This is a genomic window from Bacteroides sp. B1-V-101 (assembly GCF_023656585.1).
Classification (GTDB): domain Bacteria; phylum Bacteroidota; class Bacteroidia; order Bacteroidales; family Bacteroidaceae; genus Bacteroides; species Bacteroides thetaiotaomicron.
Genome location: NZ_JAMOKH010000018.1, coordinates 1 through 14998, shown reverse-complemented (window position 1 = coordinate 14998; position 14998 = coordinate 1). Strand labels below are relative to the sequence as shown.

Genomic DNA, 14998 nt, shown 5'->3' with positions numbered 1-14998 from the left:
ATGGAAAATAACTTAATTTTGGAGGGGCTTCTCTCCATGGTTACGGAACTGAAAGAACGGCAGGAGAAGCAGGTAACGCCAGCCAGCCGGGAGGAAACGATTAACCGACTGGACGTTATCGAACAGCGCATTTCGGAAATGCAAGGTAAATCCGGCATTACTGAAAACATGGCGCAGGAGATTCTAAACCAAATCGGCAGTATCGGAAAAGGGCAGTCCGAGAACCAAAAACAAGACCTTGAAGATATAAAGGGGCTTATCGTGACCTCGCACCGATATTTCAAGGAGCGGTTAAAGGTGTTGTTCCCGGCTGATGATACACCGACCGGAGAAACAACGCCCGTTTCATGGCATGACAAACTGATATACCGGGTAACTCCCTACCTGAAGCCCAAGTTCTTTCTTCTTTCAGCAGGTTTTATTATCTGTATCACTTCGCTAATCTTGAATATTCGTTTTACGGAACGGATGCATCGGTTACAGGACAACGATATAAAATACCGCTATATCCTGATGAAAGGAAAGGCAGACGGCAGCAGCCTTGATTTGCTGGAAACGAAGTTCAGCCGGGAACGGGACAACGCTTTCATCCGAAGCCTGACCGATTCGGTGAAAGGCTTTGAATACCGCAGCAGGAAACAGGCAGAAGCGTTGGAACGGGCAAGGCTGTTGAACGAACAAGCCGAGCAGTTAAGGGAGGAAGCCGACAAATTAGGCAAACCATAAACCAAAAGCAAAGCCGGAGCAGAACCGCCCCGGCTTTTTAATTCACTTCTTTTTCTTTGTGCAGTGTTCTTTCTCGAACTGGCGCAGCGTGGTAACGCTGAACCGCTCCTTGATGAACTCCCGGACATCGGAAGCCTTGTAGTACACTTTTCCGCTGATTGTGAAGTACGGCAGCGCACCGATAGCCCGGTAGCGTTGCAGGGTCTTGATACTCACCTTGAAGAGCAGGCACAAGTCCTGATTATCCAGCAGGTTGTCATCTTCGGGCAGCACCCTGTCGGCATTGCGCAGTACCCGTACATCCTTGCAGAGTTCTTCCAGTTTGGCGTACAGCTTCTGCATCCATACGCTGAAATCGTCATTCTCTATATACATGATTGCTTCATTTTTCTGATTATACATTATGGTCTGTCAATCGATTGATGAAGCAAAGTTCAGAAAACAGGCGCAAAGAAATTACGGGGGAACTAATGGAATCCCCTATAAATAAATCATAAGCCGTTGGTTATCTGTACCCTTTCTTTTCATGTTCCTTGCGGATAAGCTCTGCCAGTCCATTAAGAAACTCTGTGATTTTACCCGGCTTGCGTTTTATCACGTCCTCATGCTTTTGGTGGCAGTCGCTTATCTTGATGTTGAACAGCCATTCAAAGGCTTTGGACAAATCCACCAGGTAGGCGGGCTTGCCGTTCTGATATACGATTTCTTTGGAGAGGAACAGACCGCTGACCATTTCCATGATGTTGATAAGAGTAGTCTTGTCAGCGAGGAAAAGAGGGGAAAGGGCTTGTTTGTTGACGGGTTGCTGTAACTGTTCCGGGTACTTGATATGCCACTCGATAAGGCGTATTTCGGTGTTCAAAAGTCCTATCGCTTCATCAATTAGATACAGATAGGGCATTTTTTTCTTGCTCAAACCGTACACGATACGATTTAAGACGGTGCAAACCAAAGGAAAAATAACGCAGTGATACGCTATAATCCTGTTCGTTGATACTAAAATTGGCTACATGCGTAGCCAATTCCTCGATAGCTTCTGCCAACTCGGAAACAGAAACTGTACGCTGCGAGTATTCCGATAATAAACGGAAAAATCTCTGTTGTAATACACTTTCCATGTAGTGTTGAAATTATATTATTAATCGTCTTTGTTTTTCATTTTCACATATCCATTTGCATAATTCCCTATAATATTGTGATTATCATCATAAATATAGCCATTGGAATAATATCCTTTAAGTATTCTCTTTGAACTATAAATATATCCGTTAGTATAATTACCAATCGTTTCACCTTGCTTGTCAAATATATATCCATTTCGATAGGTAATCAATGACGTTTTGCATGAACCGAAACATAAAACACTCAGAATTAGTAACAATGTTCTCATATCATTTTTGAATTAGTATCTAAATCTTGATGTATCAATCTTTTTTACCTCTTTTTTCTTATATCCACCAAAGCGATAACTGAAATGTAGAGTAAATGCTCGTGAATAAAATCCGCTATTCATATTCAAGTTTTGCTCCTTAAAACGAACTCGTGTTGCAGGCATTCCCGTATCAAATATATCATTGCAACGGGCGGATAAGCTCAATTTGTCATTGGCGAAATTCCACCGTAATCCGGCAGTGAGATTAAAAATAGATTCTATATCAAATGTCCCTTGTATGACGGGCGTCTGTACATTTCCCATCAGTTCGAAAGACAAATTCTTATTTACCTTAAACGTATTATCCAGTGTGCCGCTAAATACCCATTTCTTACGATTGAAAGGAATGTCGAAAAAATTATCACAGCGTTGGTGCATTTGCATACCGACTAAGGTCAATCGGGAATCCAGCCAGTTTCCTGCCTTAAAAGGCAATATGATGTTTGCGCCCCATACCTGCATATAGTTCCAATTTGTATTTTTATAGATTAGTGCCAGCCTGTCAGTCGATTGATAGGCGGCTTGAGTGAAATAATCTGAGGTGTACGTGAAAAACAAACCAAAGATGTATTTCTGCTTCCATATATAATTCCCATTCAGGTTATAGTTTGTCATCGGTTTCAACCCCGGCGTTCCCCATAATTCTGTATATCCATTAAGATAACTGACGGAAGATTGCATATCCCAATAGCTTGGATAAGTTTTGTCCGTAGATAATGAAAGTTGAAACATATGTTTCGGTGTTTTAAAGTAAATCAATGATGCTTGTGGGTAAACTGCCCATTTATGATAATTGCCAATCGTATAATATTCTCCCGTAGCAGAAACGGATAAAGACGTACCTGTTGTATAGTTTTTGCTCAATGATACATAAAAGCTGGTAGTTTGTTCTCTTAGATTGGAATATGTGTTTTGAGTTTGAATGTTACCTGTCACTTTATCATAAGTTTGGAAATCAATGTCTTTAGCAAATCGGTAGGAAACTCCATAACCCAGATTCCATCTTTTGGGTAAAGACTGTTTCCGGTCTGCATAGATAGAATAGCGATCTATCTTTTGTCCGCCAACCATAGAGAAACAACTCTGATTTCCATCTTGATAATTTGCGTATAGCCTTTGATTATTATTGGAAGTATAATGTGTATAATCACCACCTATTTCAATTCCGAACCCCAAATGATATTGCAATGTAATATTGTGCATTTGATTGTCAACATATTTATCCACATTGCTGGTTTGGTAGTTGCCTGATGTCCGGCTGTTATTATGCTGGTCGGGGGTATAACTGCCTGTGTATGCTACATTGATATTGTTTTTGTTGTTGAAGTTATATTCAAAAGCTACTCTAAGGTCGTGCTTCCAGTACTTACTACGTAACTGTTCGTTTTGTATGATATGATGTGGTTCATCTTTTAGCGTATGTTTGGAATCAAGGTCTATGTATTCTATCTTTTTTACGTTATTTGCTCCGTACATTACATCAAAAGCCATTTTGGGAGTTGATAAACGAAAGTTTCCATTCATTCCCCCGTCATTGAAGTACTGGTTCTTATAGTCAGCACTTATCTCCCCCTGAAAAGAGTAATCGTTTGCATGCTTTAAAACAAGATTAATGACTGCTCCCCGTACATGATATTCAGGAGGTGCGCTATACATCACTTCCGCTTTTTCTACACGATTCACCGGAGTATTGCGCAAAATTGTTTCAAGCTGTCCGGCATCCATTGTGGTAGGTTTCCCATTTAGAATAACAGTCAGTTTTCCTGCTCCAGCCAAAGTTAGTATTCCTCTGTCTTCTTGCACTCCCGGTATTTTTGTCAATGCTTCATACGCATTGTTTACGAGTTGATTTTGGGTAAGAACAGCAAGATTATATCCTAAAAGTCCATTCTCCACTTTTACAAAAGGACGTTCCGCCTTTATGATAACTTCATCCAAAGCATAGTCTTTAGGTTGAAGTTGAATAATTCCGGCATCATTTCCCTTACCTGTCATCTGTTTTGTTTCATACAAAAGGTGTTGTATTATCAATCGGTATTCTTCCTGTTGGCTTTTAAAAACGAATATGCCGTCAGCATTGGAAATGGATGCGCCTATATAAGTCGAATCCATTGTTTGCAAAATAATAGTCGCACCGTCTATAGGCAGTTGTTTGTCATCTATTATTTTTCCGTTAATCGTTTGCCCCCAAGCGACTGTTTGAGAGCAACCTAAAAATAGGTAGAAAAATGTCAATGTTATTATTTTATTTAATCGCATCATACGAATTCAGTTTATTGATTACAAGACTACTAAAAGGTAAAAAAAACTCCTGCACCAAAGAACCATTCCCATTTTTTTTGTATTATGTTATATTGGTAGTTCGTTTGGGATTTAATAATGGCATGTTTACCTATCTCATATGAAAATCCTGCTCCTACCTTATAAGGGATAGAAGTTGCCGGAAGTATCACACTACGTTTTTTGTCCAGTGTATAGCTTCCATATACACTAAAATGTAATTTCTTGTTTAAAGGAATAGTCATGTTTGTTTTTTGTTGAATCTTTATAAGAGGGAGATTTTTATCTATCCGACTATTTCTCATAAGGCTTTTGCATTTTAGATTTCCATTCAATAGATTATTGTTATGATTTAATTTGTAGTGAAACGTTGTGGCGCACTCAATATTTACTACATTCGGAAAATCTTCTTTAAAATCAATATCTAACCTAAAATCATCCCAGTACCTATTATCGTCTTTTGGCGAATGACCAATAATAGACTGTTCCAGTTCCCTTTTAAAAGCATCATCAATATGGATAGGCATTTCTCCTTTCAGCATTTTGGTCAATCGGACAGAATCGTTTGGAGTCCACCCGTTTTGTACTTGTGCATTGACTGAACGGGCGAGAAATAAAAAAAATAACAAAAATATTGCTGTCTTCCAAACGTTTGAAATTATCTGATTAGTCGCATCCACACTTCATTTAAGCCTTATCCGCTAATACATCTTCTTTAATTTTGGTATTGTACACAGTTCTTTGTGCTTACCAAGTGGTTTGTTCCAATGCCTCAGAGGTAAAGACAGGAATAGGAATATCGTTGTTACTACAACTTGTTAGACACGAGAGAGTACAGATAATAAATACGGAAAACATCATGTGAAAAGTAATTTTCTTCTTCATCTTATTGCTGTTTTAAGTAATTGAACATTGATTTCTTGAAATGGCAAAATACGGAAGAATAAAGAAAAAAGGTCTTGACAATTGTCAAGACCCCGCTATAATGGATGTTAAAGATTGGCTATTTCTCCAGTTTGCAACGGATGCATTTGTTCAGTTTGTGGCGGATGCGACTGATTGTTTCAGGTGTGACTTGTAAGAAAGAAGCCACTTCTTTCAACGTAATGTGCTCTTGAATGTCGGGGCATCTGTTCAATAAATCAAGATAAAGTTCTTCCGTAGTTTTACAGTACATATCCAATAATCTATGATACATCAACAAGTATGATTGTTCGACAAGCGTACACTTTATTTGCATGGTTTCGGCATTTGTCGTAAAGAATTCCTCTGCCGTTGAATACGGTAGATAGTAAATCTTTGAATCGCAAACAGCCTCAATAGTGACTAATGACGGTCGGTCGGGATTTATGAATGTACATAAACTCCCTGCAAATTCATTTGAAAAAGTATATCCTACTATATGTATATTTCCTCTTTCATCCACATGGATATATCTCAATAAGCCGTTTTCAATATAAGCCCCCCGGCGGTTCATTTTACCCTGAACAGAGAACTGTTCTCCCTTTTTGAGTTCGATATAAGTTCCATGCTCCAAGATGAAATGTTTTAATAATTCCAATCGGGAATGCTTACCGTATTGTGCATTGAAGTTCTTCATATGTTTGATATTGTTAGGAGATGATATTTTTACTAATCTCATGCTTATACAAAACTACAATAAAGTTGTAGTTTTACAAAGACATTATTGGCATTTAAAGGAATATAACTATTTTTGTAGCAGAGTATTGAAACAGTGGAAACATAAGGCAAATTAAAGAAATACGCTCGTTTCTATATCGTTACCCATTATTCTATATACTTCTTGTAAATACCTGTTATTCAATAGATAATATTCTTGTTTTCGTTTCCCGAAAAGATAATGTAATATTTGAAAATATACTAAATGCTAAAAAAACTTCTTGGATATATTGATAATTCCAAATAAATATCTACCTTTGCACGCAGAAATCGAACCTAAGACACAAAATTGTGTTGAACGGTGCAAAGTTGTGAAAACCTTATTCAAGGGACTAACATCGTAATGAAGATATAACTTATTGAGAAATAGTGCTATACAAACCGATTTTCGGTTGCTGGTGGCACCACATTTCGAGAGCGGAATGTAGCGCAGTTGGTAGCGCACTACGTTCGGGACGTAGGGGTCGGGCGTTCGAGTCGCCTCATTCCGACAAGATAAGGGGTTAGCTTACTGAGATTCAGAAAGTTAACCCCTTATCTTTTTAAACAGCCGGGACGAAATCGGGACGGCGGGTATAACGTACTGATCATCCACCAGATAATTCAATAATCAATTTCTTTTTCGTTCGATTCCTCCCTATTTTCAGTTTAATTTATTTGCACGCCAATAGATTCATTTATATCTTTGTTACCAATATTTCATTTAATCCCATTAATTCATCAACCTATTACATCATGAAAAACAGATTCCACCTTTTAGCCACAGCGGTAGTTTCCTTGTTATGTGTTAGTTGTGCAGAAACTCAGGTTTCTCAGTCCGGAAGTGAAAAAGCAGTCAATCCCCCTATTATGGGCTGGAGTTCATGGAATGCTTTCCGGGTAGACATCAGTGAAGATATTATTAAAAATCAGGCAGACCTGATGGTAAAAAAAGGTCTGAAAGACGCAGGATACCGCTATATCAACGTTGATGACGGCTATTTCGGCGAACGGGACGGCAATGGGAAAATGCAGACCAACAAAAACCGTTTCCCGAATGGAATGAAACCGGTTGCCGACCATATACATAGTCTTGGAATGAAAGCCGGTATTTATACAGATGCGGGCAACAACACTTGCGGTTCTATCTGGGACAACGATCATGCAGGAGTAGGTGCCGGTATTTACGGACATGAGCAACAGGATGCCCAACTCTATTTCGGCGACTGGGGATTCGACTTTATCAAGATAGACTACTGCGGCGGAGATGTACTGGGCCTGAATGAACAGGAACGCTATACTTCCATCCGGAACAGCATCGACAAAGTAGACAAGGACGTCTCTGTCAACATCTGCCGTTGGGCTTTTCCCGGCACATGGGCAAAGGATGTAGCTACTTCATGGCGTATCAGCGGTGACATCAATGCGCATTGGGGGTCATTGAGATATGTGGTCGGCAAAAACCTATACCTGTCTGCCTACGCCAAAGACGGACATTACAATGACATGGATATGATGGTCATCGGTTTCCGCGACAACAGCAAAGTAGGAGGAAAAGGACTTACCCCGACAGAGGAAGAAGCTCACTTCGGCTTATGGTGTATCATGAGCTCACCCCTGCTGATCGGATGTAATCTGGAAAGTCTGCCGGAATCTTCTCTTGAACTGCTGACAAACAAAGAATTAATCGCTCTGAACCAAGACCCGCTAGGCTTGCAGGCATACGTAGCACAACATGAAAACGAAGGCTATGTACTGGTAAAAGACATCGAACAAAAACGTGGAAATGTACGTGCCGTTGCTCTTTACAATCCATCGGACACTGTTTGCAGCTTCTCCGTACCTTTCTCGGCACTGGAATTTGGCGGGAACGTAAAAGTACGTGACTTGGCAAAACGCAGTGATTTGGGAAATTTCTCTGATGTCTTTGAGCAAACGCTTCCTGCACACAGCGCTATGTTCCTCCGCATGGAAGGCGAAACACGTCTGGAACCGACATTGTATGAAGCAGAATGGGCATACCTGCCAATGTTCAATGATCTCGGCAAAAATCCGAAAGGCATCATATATGCTGCCGATCAGGAAGCTTCCGGAAAAATGAAAGTAGGTTTCTTGGGCGGACAACCGGAGAATTACGCAGAATGGTCGGAAGTATACAGCGCAGACGGCGGACGTTACCAAATGACGGTTCATTATTCATTCGGTAAAGGAAGACAACTGGAGATAGATGTCAACGGCATCGTAACCAAAATCGATTCGCTGGGAGAGGATGACAAGCACAATCAAGTAACAATCCCCGTTGATCTGAAAGCCGGTTACAATCATATCCGTATGGGCAACAGCTACAACTGGGCACCGGACATCGACTGCTTTACGCTTACCAAAGGAATGTAACAGACTGAAAAACAGCTAAACGTGACAATAAAAAAAAGGAGGAGCTAAGATCACTCTCCACTCCTCCTGTCACGACAAACAACTAAAATTATTCACTATTTGATGCCATCCAATGCCCTTTTAGCTGTAGCATTAGTGGAGTCTATAGCCAGAATTTTGCTCCAATACTCCTTAGATTTTTCTTTATTCGCCATTGCTTCCGCTTTCAGTGCCGGATTTTCAATAGCCAACAAGTAGTAATATCCAAGATAACTGTAGCACTCAATCAAAGCTGAATTGTAATGAGGATCATTCTTGCTTTCCAGCAGGGTGGCTACCTCCTCATAGAAAGGCTTCGCCAGTCCAAGAGTCGTTTCGGGGTCCAGTGCGGAATTGGCACGTGCCCTCCAAAAATTACCCAGGTAGCTGTCCGGTGCTGCTTCTGCGATGGAATGGAAAACAGAATCAGCGGCCATCAAAGCCTGCTTGCGCTCTTCAGCATTGATTGTCAGCGAATCAGTCTGCGTACCTGCACCATAATAAAGTCTGCCAAACTGGAATTGTAAATCCGGAGTCTGATGTTCCTTATCAAGAGATGCATAATATTTTTGGTATGCACTGATTGCTTTTTTATAATCATTCTTCTGTTCATAGGCAGAAGAGATATTTTTGTATAAGTCCGTCTTTGTCGGATCTAATTGTATGGCTTTCTCATATTGCTCTACAGCTTCATCATATTTTTTCAGAGCTTCGAGCAAATGCCCGTAATACATGTAATCAAGGTAGGAATAATCAGCTTTGTCCGATTCGGTAAAGAAAGCATCCGCTGCCTTTATTGCTTCATCAAAGCGCTTCAGGTCTGTATAATTATACATTGTCAGGCGATTGAACGCCGCGTGACGCGCATTCTTTTTCAATCCCATATTCGCCACTTCAAGTGACTTCTCGAAGTCATGGTTCAAGAAGAGGGCAAATGCATATTTCACCAGATCCTCTTCTGTCGCTGTCGGTCCCATCGCAAAACGCGAATAAGCTTCGGCAGCTTTACTAAAATCATTCTTCAAATAATAGATTTCGGCAAGTTTCTTATCTACGGCTGTGTTGGACGGTTCCCGGGTTTTCAGCTGTTCCAGCTTTTCAATGGCCAGAGCAGCATTGGCTGATTTATAAATATCCGCATATCTCAGATATGCTTCCGTGCAACTCGGATCGAAATAGATAGCTTCTTCATATTTCTGAGATGCAAGACCGGCGTTTTTCTGCTCAAAGGCAATGTCTCCCTCCAGTACGGAAGCAAGAGCCGATTTGCCATTCACTTTTTTGGCAAGAGCAGCATACTCCTGTGCTTCCGGAAGTTTTCCGGCTTTCAGATATACCTCGCCGATAGCCACCAGAAGTTCCACATTCTTTTTATTCTTTCCTTTTATCAACTGTTCAGCTTCCTCATTGGCCTGAGCCGGATTCGTCTGAATGGTTTCTTTCAATTTTGCAACTCCTGCCTGCCATTCGGCATCAGATGATTGCGCATAGAGCGACCCAACTGCTATAAACGCTCCAGCTAAAAACATTTGTACTCTTTTCATGATAGTCTCTAATTTTAGTTATTATTCGTCTTTCACATGGACAATACGCACTGGCTGAGTAGCCGGAACAAGTCCAGATTTTAATATAATCCGCTGCCCTTTGTCGGATGTCATAAAAGAAGCGAATCCCCAAGGCAGCGCACTGCGAGGATCATTCAGTAATGCGTAAATGGGTCGTGCCAATGGATAGTTACCGTAATACAGGTAAGCCTGATAAGGCTTATAACTGTTAGCAGGAGTAGCTACATCCTCCGCACTCACTGCCATTACTCTGATTTCCTCGGTGAAAGAAAGGTTGGTGGTGTCGCTGCGGTTGCCCAGCCAGTTCACACCAATGACTCCCATTGCTCCGGGGTTCTCTGCTACATACTTTATCACCTGCTGATTGGTCTTCAAGGCACTGACATTGTCAGTAGCCAGTGGTTTTCCACCACAGATAGAATCCATTGTATAGCGTACGGTGCTGGAGTTTTTATTATCGAACACCACCTGAATACTCTTCAGGCGGGAGTTCGGATTTATATCCTTCCAGTCTTTCGCCTCACCTGTGAGGATGCGGCTGAAATCCCGTACGGTCAACAAAGAATCCGGATTGTCCCGATTGACGATTAATGCCAGACCATCTGTAGCCAGCTTAATCTCGCGGGGAAAGAACTTGCGGCTGTGAAAGGAATTCATTTCTTCCTCAGTCAATGTCCGGGTTGCAATAGCCAACCGGACACTGTCTTTCAGAAGTAAATTAATAGCCTCGACTTCCGTCGTGTAGCGAGGGACAATTCCGGCCAAAGGATACAGACTTTCAAACACATCTATCTCTTCCTGTATAATAGGCTCAAAACTTTCATCCGCCGCAATAGATATCACCCCAGACGAATACGTATCCGTCGGTCCATCCGATTTGGAACGGCAAGCACTCAACACCGCCAACAAAACGATTCCTACCAGCCAAAATTGTCTCTTCATCATCTTACTGTAATCTAAACATTACCGGAACGGTGAATTTCACACGTACCGCTTTACCATTTTGTTTACCAGGAATCCATTTCGGCATACTTTGTACCACACGCACGGCTTCTTTATCCAAGTAAGGGTCTACACCACGAGCTACACGTACATCGGTGATAGTACCGTCACGCTCTACCACAAACTGGATAATAACGCGACCTTGTGTTCCATTCTCCTGTGCAATTGTCGGATACTTGATGTTTTTTCCAAGGTATGACATCAGTTCCTGCTGTCCACCGGGGAAAGTCGGCATCTGCTCTACCATATCAAATACTTTTTCCGGTTCTGCAGCCTGTGTCACCACTTGCTTCAGGTCAGCAATATCGGCTCCGTTGGCTTCGTCATTACCTTTTACGTCGGCAATGGAGATTGCCACTTTGGTAGAAGTCAATTCTTCCTGACTCTTGATCTCATCGTCTTCGTGCACCTCTTCATCTTTCTTGATGACAGGGGCAGTAAACTTAATAGAACTCTTCAATGCAGGAGGGGGAGGTGCAACCGGTTCTACCCGTTTCATCTCTTCCTGTTTGATTTCCGGTTCTGCCAATTTCGACAAAGTTGTTACCTCTGTCATTACTTCCTTTTGCTCCGGGGTTGCCAACTTAAGCAGCGTAGGGATAGTAAATCCAACGATTGCTATCGCCACCACAATCAGCATTGCAATAGTATGCCGTCTGGGTGAATTGGCACGCATTCTATATGCGCCGTACGCTTGATTCTTGCCTTCAAAAATCAGCTGACACCATTCCGAAGAAGCTAAATCTAATTTTGCCATTTTACTTTCTTTTTTTAGGTGTTACATCATTTATCGGCCAAGTTCTGTGACAGTTCTCCCTTAGCATCATAATTCTTAATCAGGAACTCATCAGCTTCGGCAATATCCGTTATCACATATTTACCTATATTACATATCTGCATCTCGTCCAATGCATCAATCAGATTCATATAAGAAGCATCATCCGTCGCCTTGATAATGACGGTCGGCGTATTTTTTCCGCTTTTTATTTCGGAAACCTTCTTTTTGTATTCGTCATCTGTTATCTTCAGATCGAGCTTCTGTTGTTTCAAAGCTCTTACCTGATTGACAGCTGCAGCATTTTTCTGAAGAAGTACGGCACGTAACCCGCTTGCCCCGTAACTAGTCTCTTTCAATGAGGTGTAATCCTTGTAGTTAGGCTCTCCCTCATAGTAATAGAGCTTGTTATCGGCTCCCAGCAATAATGTAATTGCCTGAGAGGCTTTCACCATACTCTTTTGTTGTTCAGTTATATCCTTGTCATTGCTCGGCATGCTTATTTCCATCGTCTGAGGCTTGCTCAGCGTGGTACAAAGCATAAAGAAAGTAATCAGCAACATGTTCATATCCACCATCGGGGTAAAGTCTACCCGGACAGTCATTTTCTTCTGCTTGCCTTTTCCTCTTTTTCCGCTGCTCTCTTGTACTTCAGCACTCATTGTCTTTCCTCCCTTTTAATTTTCAGATTCTGCTTTGAGAGAAGTAATCAGATTATACCGATTTTCCCGCAAATCCTGAAGTGAGTTCATTACGTTCTTTATCACTGAGTATGGAGTTGAAGCGTCCGCTTTAATAGCAATTCGCAGATCAGCATTGGCGGCACGTGCATTACGCACCCACGACTTGAACTGATTATCGGTACTATCACAAGGAATTCCTTCATTCTTCAGAATTTTGTCCCGTTGATCTTCCGGGAGGTCAAGGAATTTCTGCATACTTCTGATAGGCACTCCAAACGTAGAAGCCACTGTGAACCTCTTTGCCTGTTCCGGAGTGAACTTGATGCCATACTCTTCACCCATACTCTCCAAGACAGCCTGCATATCCTGCTGCTTGTCGAGACTCATAAATATTTTTCCTTCCTGGTCAACCAGAATCTGGAGTACATCTGTCTCCGGAATCTTGATTTCCGATACGGAGGCTGGAGTGGTAACCTGCACCGGCTCCTTCTTCACAAATGTTGATGTCAACATAAAGAAAGTCAGAAGCAATACAGTTACGTCACTCATAGCGGTCATATCTATGAACGTATCTTTCTTTTTAATTTTCGCTCTACCCATGATTAATAGATTTTAAAGGGTTCGCCAAATTAATGAGTAGCTGCAAAAGTCTGCACGATAGAGAATCCGACTTCGTCGAGTCCGTAAGTCAATTTGTCAATTTTGTTAGTGAAGTAGTTGTAAGAAATAACAGCCAGCGCACCTGTCAAGATACCGAAAGCCGTATTGATCAAGGCTTCAGAGATACCTTGTGACAAAGCCATAGAGTCGGCACCACCACCGGCGGACAATGCGGCAAATGAACGGATCATACCGATTACAGTACCGAGCAATCCCATCAATGTACCCAAAGTCGTAATTGTAGCGATAATCGGAAGATTCTGCTGCATCATAGGCATTTCCAGAGCAGTTGCTTCTTCCAGTTCTTTCTGGATAGCCAGCAGCTTTTGTTCTTTAGGCAAAGCAGTGTTCTTTTCCATTTCTTCATACTTGCGCAAAGTAGCAGTAACTACATTGGCAACAGAACCGCGTTGTTTGTCACAAATCTCTTGTGCTTTCTTAAGGTCACCGGCAGCCAGAGCTTCTTTGATGTTAGCTACAAATTTAGCCAACGAGCCTTTACCGAAAGCAGAACGAAGAGCAAAAAAGCGTTCAATACTCAAAGCGAGTACAGTTAACAACAGTGTCTGAATAACAGGCACAATCACACCACCTTTGTAAATGGTACCCAACATGTTCAATGGATGGTTGTTAGGGTCATTGTTCATAAAGTTAGACGGATTTCCCAACAGGAACTGAAAAATACACACTGCTACAATGAAACAGCAGATGATTACGATACCGGCATTCTTTATACCTACAATCTGAGACTTTTTAGTAGTTTCCATAATAAGTTTTTTTGTTAAGATATTAATTTTAGTTATTTAGAAAATTTTCAAATGATTAGATACACTGCGCTATAGACCCTGTGACTTTTCAAGAATGAAAGTCACACAGCTTCATACAGGGTACGAAAAAGTAAATAAGATGGGATAAGTAATTAAATAAGGATACGTCTTAGAGCGAACACGTAGTAGTCGCTACAGATAATGGAGTAATGTGGATCCTTATCCGAATAATAGGATTTACTTTGATCTAATACAAGTGAGTTTTCTCTTAACAAGAAGAACTTATACATAACGTCTTTAAAGAAATCATTGGATTCAATGATTCTACGCAGACGATAATTATTAGAAGATGTTTCTGTTACTGATTTAAAGCCTAATTCTACGTCAGAAATAGACAAAGACTGGGATGATCTGTCATACCCCAGCGAACGAGTCTTAAATGAAGAATTAGAATTCGTATCGGAAGTTGATTCAGACAACTGACAAGAGCATTCGCTCTGAGAAATACATGAAGTGATATTCATAGCATTTCCACCTATGCTATATGATAGCATCAGCAGAACAATCGCTAATATGAATCTCACAGAACCTTTCATGATATTTATTTTAGTTGTTTATATCGAATTCTCGTATTTCGGCGACAAATGTAGCAATTAAATATATCCGTTTGTCGTTATTCACATCATTTAAGCATAAAAGTTTAACTCTATTATTGAAACAACGTACAAAGTGTTTTGTTCTCGCAGTTTGTGATTTTATGTGTTAAAAGTAGTTAGGCGTACATACGTTTTAAAGAAGTCCGCCAAGTTTAATAATTGAGAGAAATATGTATAATCAATAAATCCTCTCCAGTCTTAAATCCGAAAGTATCCAAAACAATAAAGCCCTTCCGGTAGAAATACCAGAAGGGCTTCTCTAAAAATGGCGGCTACCTACTCTCCCACTGTTACGCAGTACCATCGGCGTGACGAGGCTTAACTTCTCTGTTCGGAATGGGAAGAGGTGGAACCCTCGTGCTATAACCACCTGAATTTCTT

General features: G+C 41.1%; 15 protein-coding genes, 1 tRNA gene and 1 rRNA gene. 3 read left to right on the top strand and 14 right to left on the bottom strand.

Going from position 1 to position 14998, the window contains the following annotated elements; translation table 11 throughout:
- On the top strand, nucleotides 1-726 hold the full coding sequence (locus tag NBH01_RS14615) for a hypothetical protein (protein WP_025815049.1): 726 nt from the start codon (nucleotides 1-3) through the stop codon (nucleotides 724-726).
- 42 nt (nucleotides 727-768) lie between these two features.
- On the opposite strand, the gene NBH01_RS14610 is transcribed toward NBH01_RS14615, so the two are convergent.
- The 6 genes from NBH01_RS14610 to NBH01_RS14585 form a co-directional block, all read right to left on the bottom strand.
- Nucleotides 769-1101 carry a helix-turn-helix domain-containing protein gene (locus tag NBH01_RS14610; protein WP_005646002.1) on the bottom strand — a complete coding sequence of 111 codons (333 nt, stop codon included), beginning with the start codon at nucleotides 1099-1101 and terminating at the stop codon, nucleotides 769-771.
- Between the two features lie 130 nt (nucleotides 1102-1231).
- Nucleotides 1232-1651, bottom strand: coding sequence for an RteC domain-containing protein (locus NBH01_RS14605; protein ID WP_025815048.1), 420 nt, complete (start codon nucleotides 1649-1651; stop codon nucleotides 1232-1234).
- On the bottom strand, nucleotides 1605-1844 hold the full coding sequence (locus NBH01_RS14600) for a hypothetical protein (protein ID WP_025815047.1): 240 nt from the start codon (nucleotides 1842-1844) through the stop codon (nucleotides 1605-1607). Before NBH01_RS14600 ends, NBH01_RS14605 begins: the two co-directional genes overlap by 47 nt.
- Before the next feature lie 284 nt (nucleotides 1845-2128).
- On the bottom strand, nucleotides 2129-4420 hold the full coding sequence (locus NBH01_RS14595; protein WP_117887904.1) for an outer membrane beta-barrel family protein: 2292 nt from the start codon (nucleotides 4418-4420) through the stop codon (nucleotides 2129-2131).
- Nucleotides 4421-4449: 29 nt separating this feature from the next.
- Nucleotides 4450-5118: a hypothetical protein gene (locus NBH01_RS14590; RefSeq protein ID WP_025815045.1), complete on the bottom strand. Its 669-nt coding sequence runs from the start codon at nucleotides 5116-5118 to the stop codon at nucleotides 4450-4452.
- Between the two features lie 323 nt (nucleotides 5119-5441).
- On the bottom strand, nucleotides 5442-6038 hold the full coding sequence (locus tag NBH01_RS14585) for a Crp/Fnr family transcriptional regulator (RefSeq protein ID WP_025815044.1): 597 nt from the start codon (nucleotides 6036-6038) through the stop codon (nucleotides 5442-5444).
- 498 nt (nucleotides 6039-6536) lie between these two features.
- Here NBH01_RS14585 and NBH01_RS14580 point away from each other — a divergent pair.
- Nucleotides 6537-6609, top strand: a tRNA-Pro gene (locus tag NBH01_RS14580).
- 244 nt (nucleotides 6610-6853) lie between these two features.
- The gene (locus NBH01_RS14575) at nucleotides 6854-8491 is read left to right on the top strand and encodes an alpha-galactosidase D (protein WP_225680655.1); all 1638 of its coding nucleotides are present in this window, start codon (nucleotides 6854-6856) and stop codon (nucleotides 8489-8491) included.
- Between the two features lie 95 nt (nucleotides 8492-8586).
- Here NBH01_RS14575 and NBH01_RS14570 read toward each other — a convergent pair whose 3' ends face one another.
- From NBH01_RS14570 to rrf, 8 genes are all read right to left on the bottom strand, one after another.
- The gene (locus NBH01_RS14570) at nucleotides 8587-10053 is read right to left on the bottom strand and encodes a tetratricopeptide repeat protein (protein WP_193759450.1); all 1467 of its coding nucleotides are present in this window, start codon (nucleotides 10051-10053) and stop codon (nucleotides 8587-8589) included.
- 21 nt (nucleotides 10054-10074) lie between these two features.
- On the bottom strand, nucleotides 10075-11019 hold the full coding sequence (locus NBH01_RS14565) for a PstS family phosphate ABC transporter substrate-binding protein (protein ID WP_008763547.1): 945 nt from the start codon (nucleotides 11017-11019) through the stop codon (nucleotides 10075-10077).
- A gap of 1 nt (nucleotide 11020) precedes the next feature.
- The gene (locus tag NBH01_RS14560) at nucleotides 11021-11833 is read right to left on the bottom strand and encodes an energy transducer TonB (protein ID WP_055221857.1); all 813 of its coding nucleotides are present in this window, start codon (nucleotides 11831-11833) and stop codon (nucleotides 11021-11023) included.
- A gap of 26 nt (nucleotides 11834-11859) precedes the next feature.
- Nucleotides 11860-12513: an ExbD/TolR family protein gene (locus NBH01_RS14555; protein WP_008765212.1), complete on the bottom strand. Its 654-nt coding sequence runs from the start codon at nucleotides 12511-12513 to the stop codon at nucleotides 11860-11862.
- 15 nt (nucleotides 12514-12528) lie between these two features.
- Nucleotides 12529-13134: an ExbD/TolR family protein gene (locus NBH01_RS14550; protein ID WP_008763544.1), complete on the bottom strand. Its 606-nt coding sequence runs from the start codon at nucleotides 13132-13134 to the stop codon at nucleotides 12529-12531.
- A 29-nt stretch (nucleotides 13135-13163) separates the two neighbouring features.
- Nucleotides 13164-13961 carry a MotA/TolQ/ExbB proton channel family protein gene (locus NBH01_RS14545; protein WP_008763543.1) on the bottom strand — a complete coding sequence of 266 codons (798 nt, stop codon included), beginning with the start codon at nucleotides 13959-13961 and terminating at the stop codon, nucleotides 13164-13166.
- A 152-nt stretch (nucleotides 13962-14113) separates the two neighbouring features.
- The gene (locus tag NBH01_RS14540; RefSeq protein ID WP_011108440.1) at nucleotides 14114-14557 is read right to left on the bottom strand and encodes a DUF8440 family protein; all 444 of its coding nucleotides are present in this window, start codon (nucleotides 14555-14557) and stop codon (nucleotides 14114-14116) included.
- A gap of 323 nt (nucleotides 14558-14880) precedes the next feature.
- Nucleotides 14881-14991 (bottom strand): 5S ribosomal RNA (gene rrf, locus NBH01_RS14535).
- Between the last annotated feature and the right edge of the window lie 7 nt (nucleotides 14992-14998).

Excerpts from the sequence above, each read along its gene's own strand:
- NBH01_RS14615 (WP_025815049.1), top strand. The coding sequence starts at position 1 with ATGGAAAATAACTTAATTTTGGAGGGGCTTCTCTCCATGGTTACGGAA.
- NBH01_RS14610 (WP_005646002.1), bottom strand. The coding sequence starts at position 1,101 with ATGTATATAGAGAATGACGATTTCAGCGTATGGATGCAGAAGCTGTAC.
- NBH01_RS14600 (WP_025815047.1), bottom strand. The coding sequence starts at position 1,844 with ATGGAAAGTGTATTACAACAGAGATTTTTCCGTTTATTATCGGAATAC.
- NBH01_RS14595 (WP_117887904.1), bottom strand. The coding sequence starts at position 4,420 with ATGATGCGATTAAATAAAATAATAACATTGACATTTTTCTACCTATTT.
- NBH01_RS14585 (WP_025815044.1), bottom strand. The coding sequence starts at position 6,038 with ATGAAGAACTTCAATGCACAATACGGTAAGCATTCCCGATTGGAATTA.
- NBH01_RS14575 (WP_225680655.1), top strand. The coding sequence starts at position 6,854 with ATGAAAAACAGATTCCACCTTTTAGCCACAGCGGTAGTTTCCTTGTTA.
- NBH01_RS14570 (WP_193759450.1), bottom strand. The coding sequence starts at position 10,053 with ATGAAAAGAGTACAAATGTTTTTAGCTGGAGCGTTTATAGCAGTTGGG.
- NBH01_RS14565 (WP_008763547.1), bottom strand. The coding sequence starts at position 11,019 with ATGATGAAGAGACAATTTTGGCTGGTAGGAATCGTTTTGTTGGCGGTG.
- NBH01_RS14560 (WP_055221857.1), bottom strand. The coding sequence starts at position 11,833 with ATGGCAAAATTAGATTTAGCTTCTTCGGAATGGTGTCAGCTGATTTTT.
- NBH01_RS14555 (WP_008765212.1), bottom strand. The coding sequence starts at position 12,513 with ATGAGTGCTGAAGTACAAGAGAGCAGCGGAAAAAGAGGAAAAGGCAAG.
- NBH01_RS14550 (WP_008763544.1), bottom strand. The coding sequence starts at position 13,134 with ATGGGTAGAGCGAAAATTAAAAAGAAAGATACGTTCATAGATATGACC.
- NBH01_RS14545 (WP_008763543.1), bottom strand. The coding sequence starts at position 13,961 with ATGGAAACTACTAAAAAGTCTCAGATTGTAGGTATAAAGAATGCCGGT.
- NBH01_RS14540 (WP_011108440.1), bottom strand. The coding sequence starts at position 14,557 with ATGAAAGGTTCTGTGAGATTCATATTAGCGATTGTTCTGCTGATGCTA.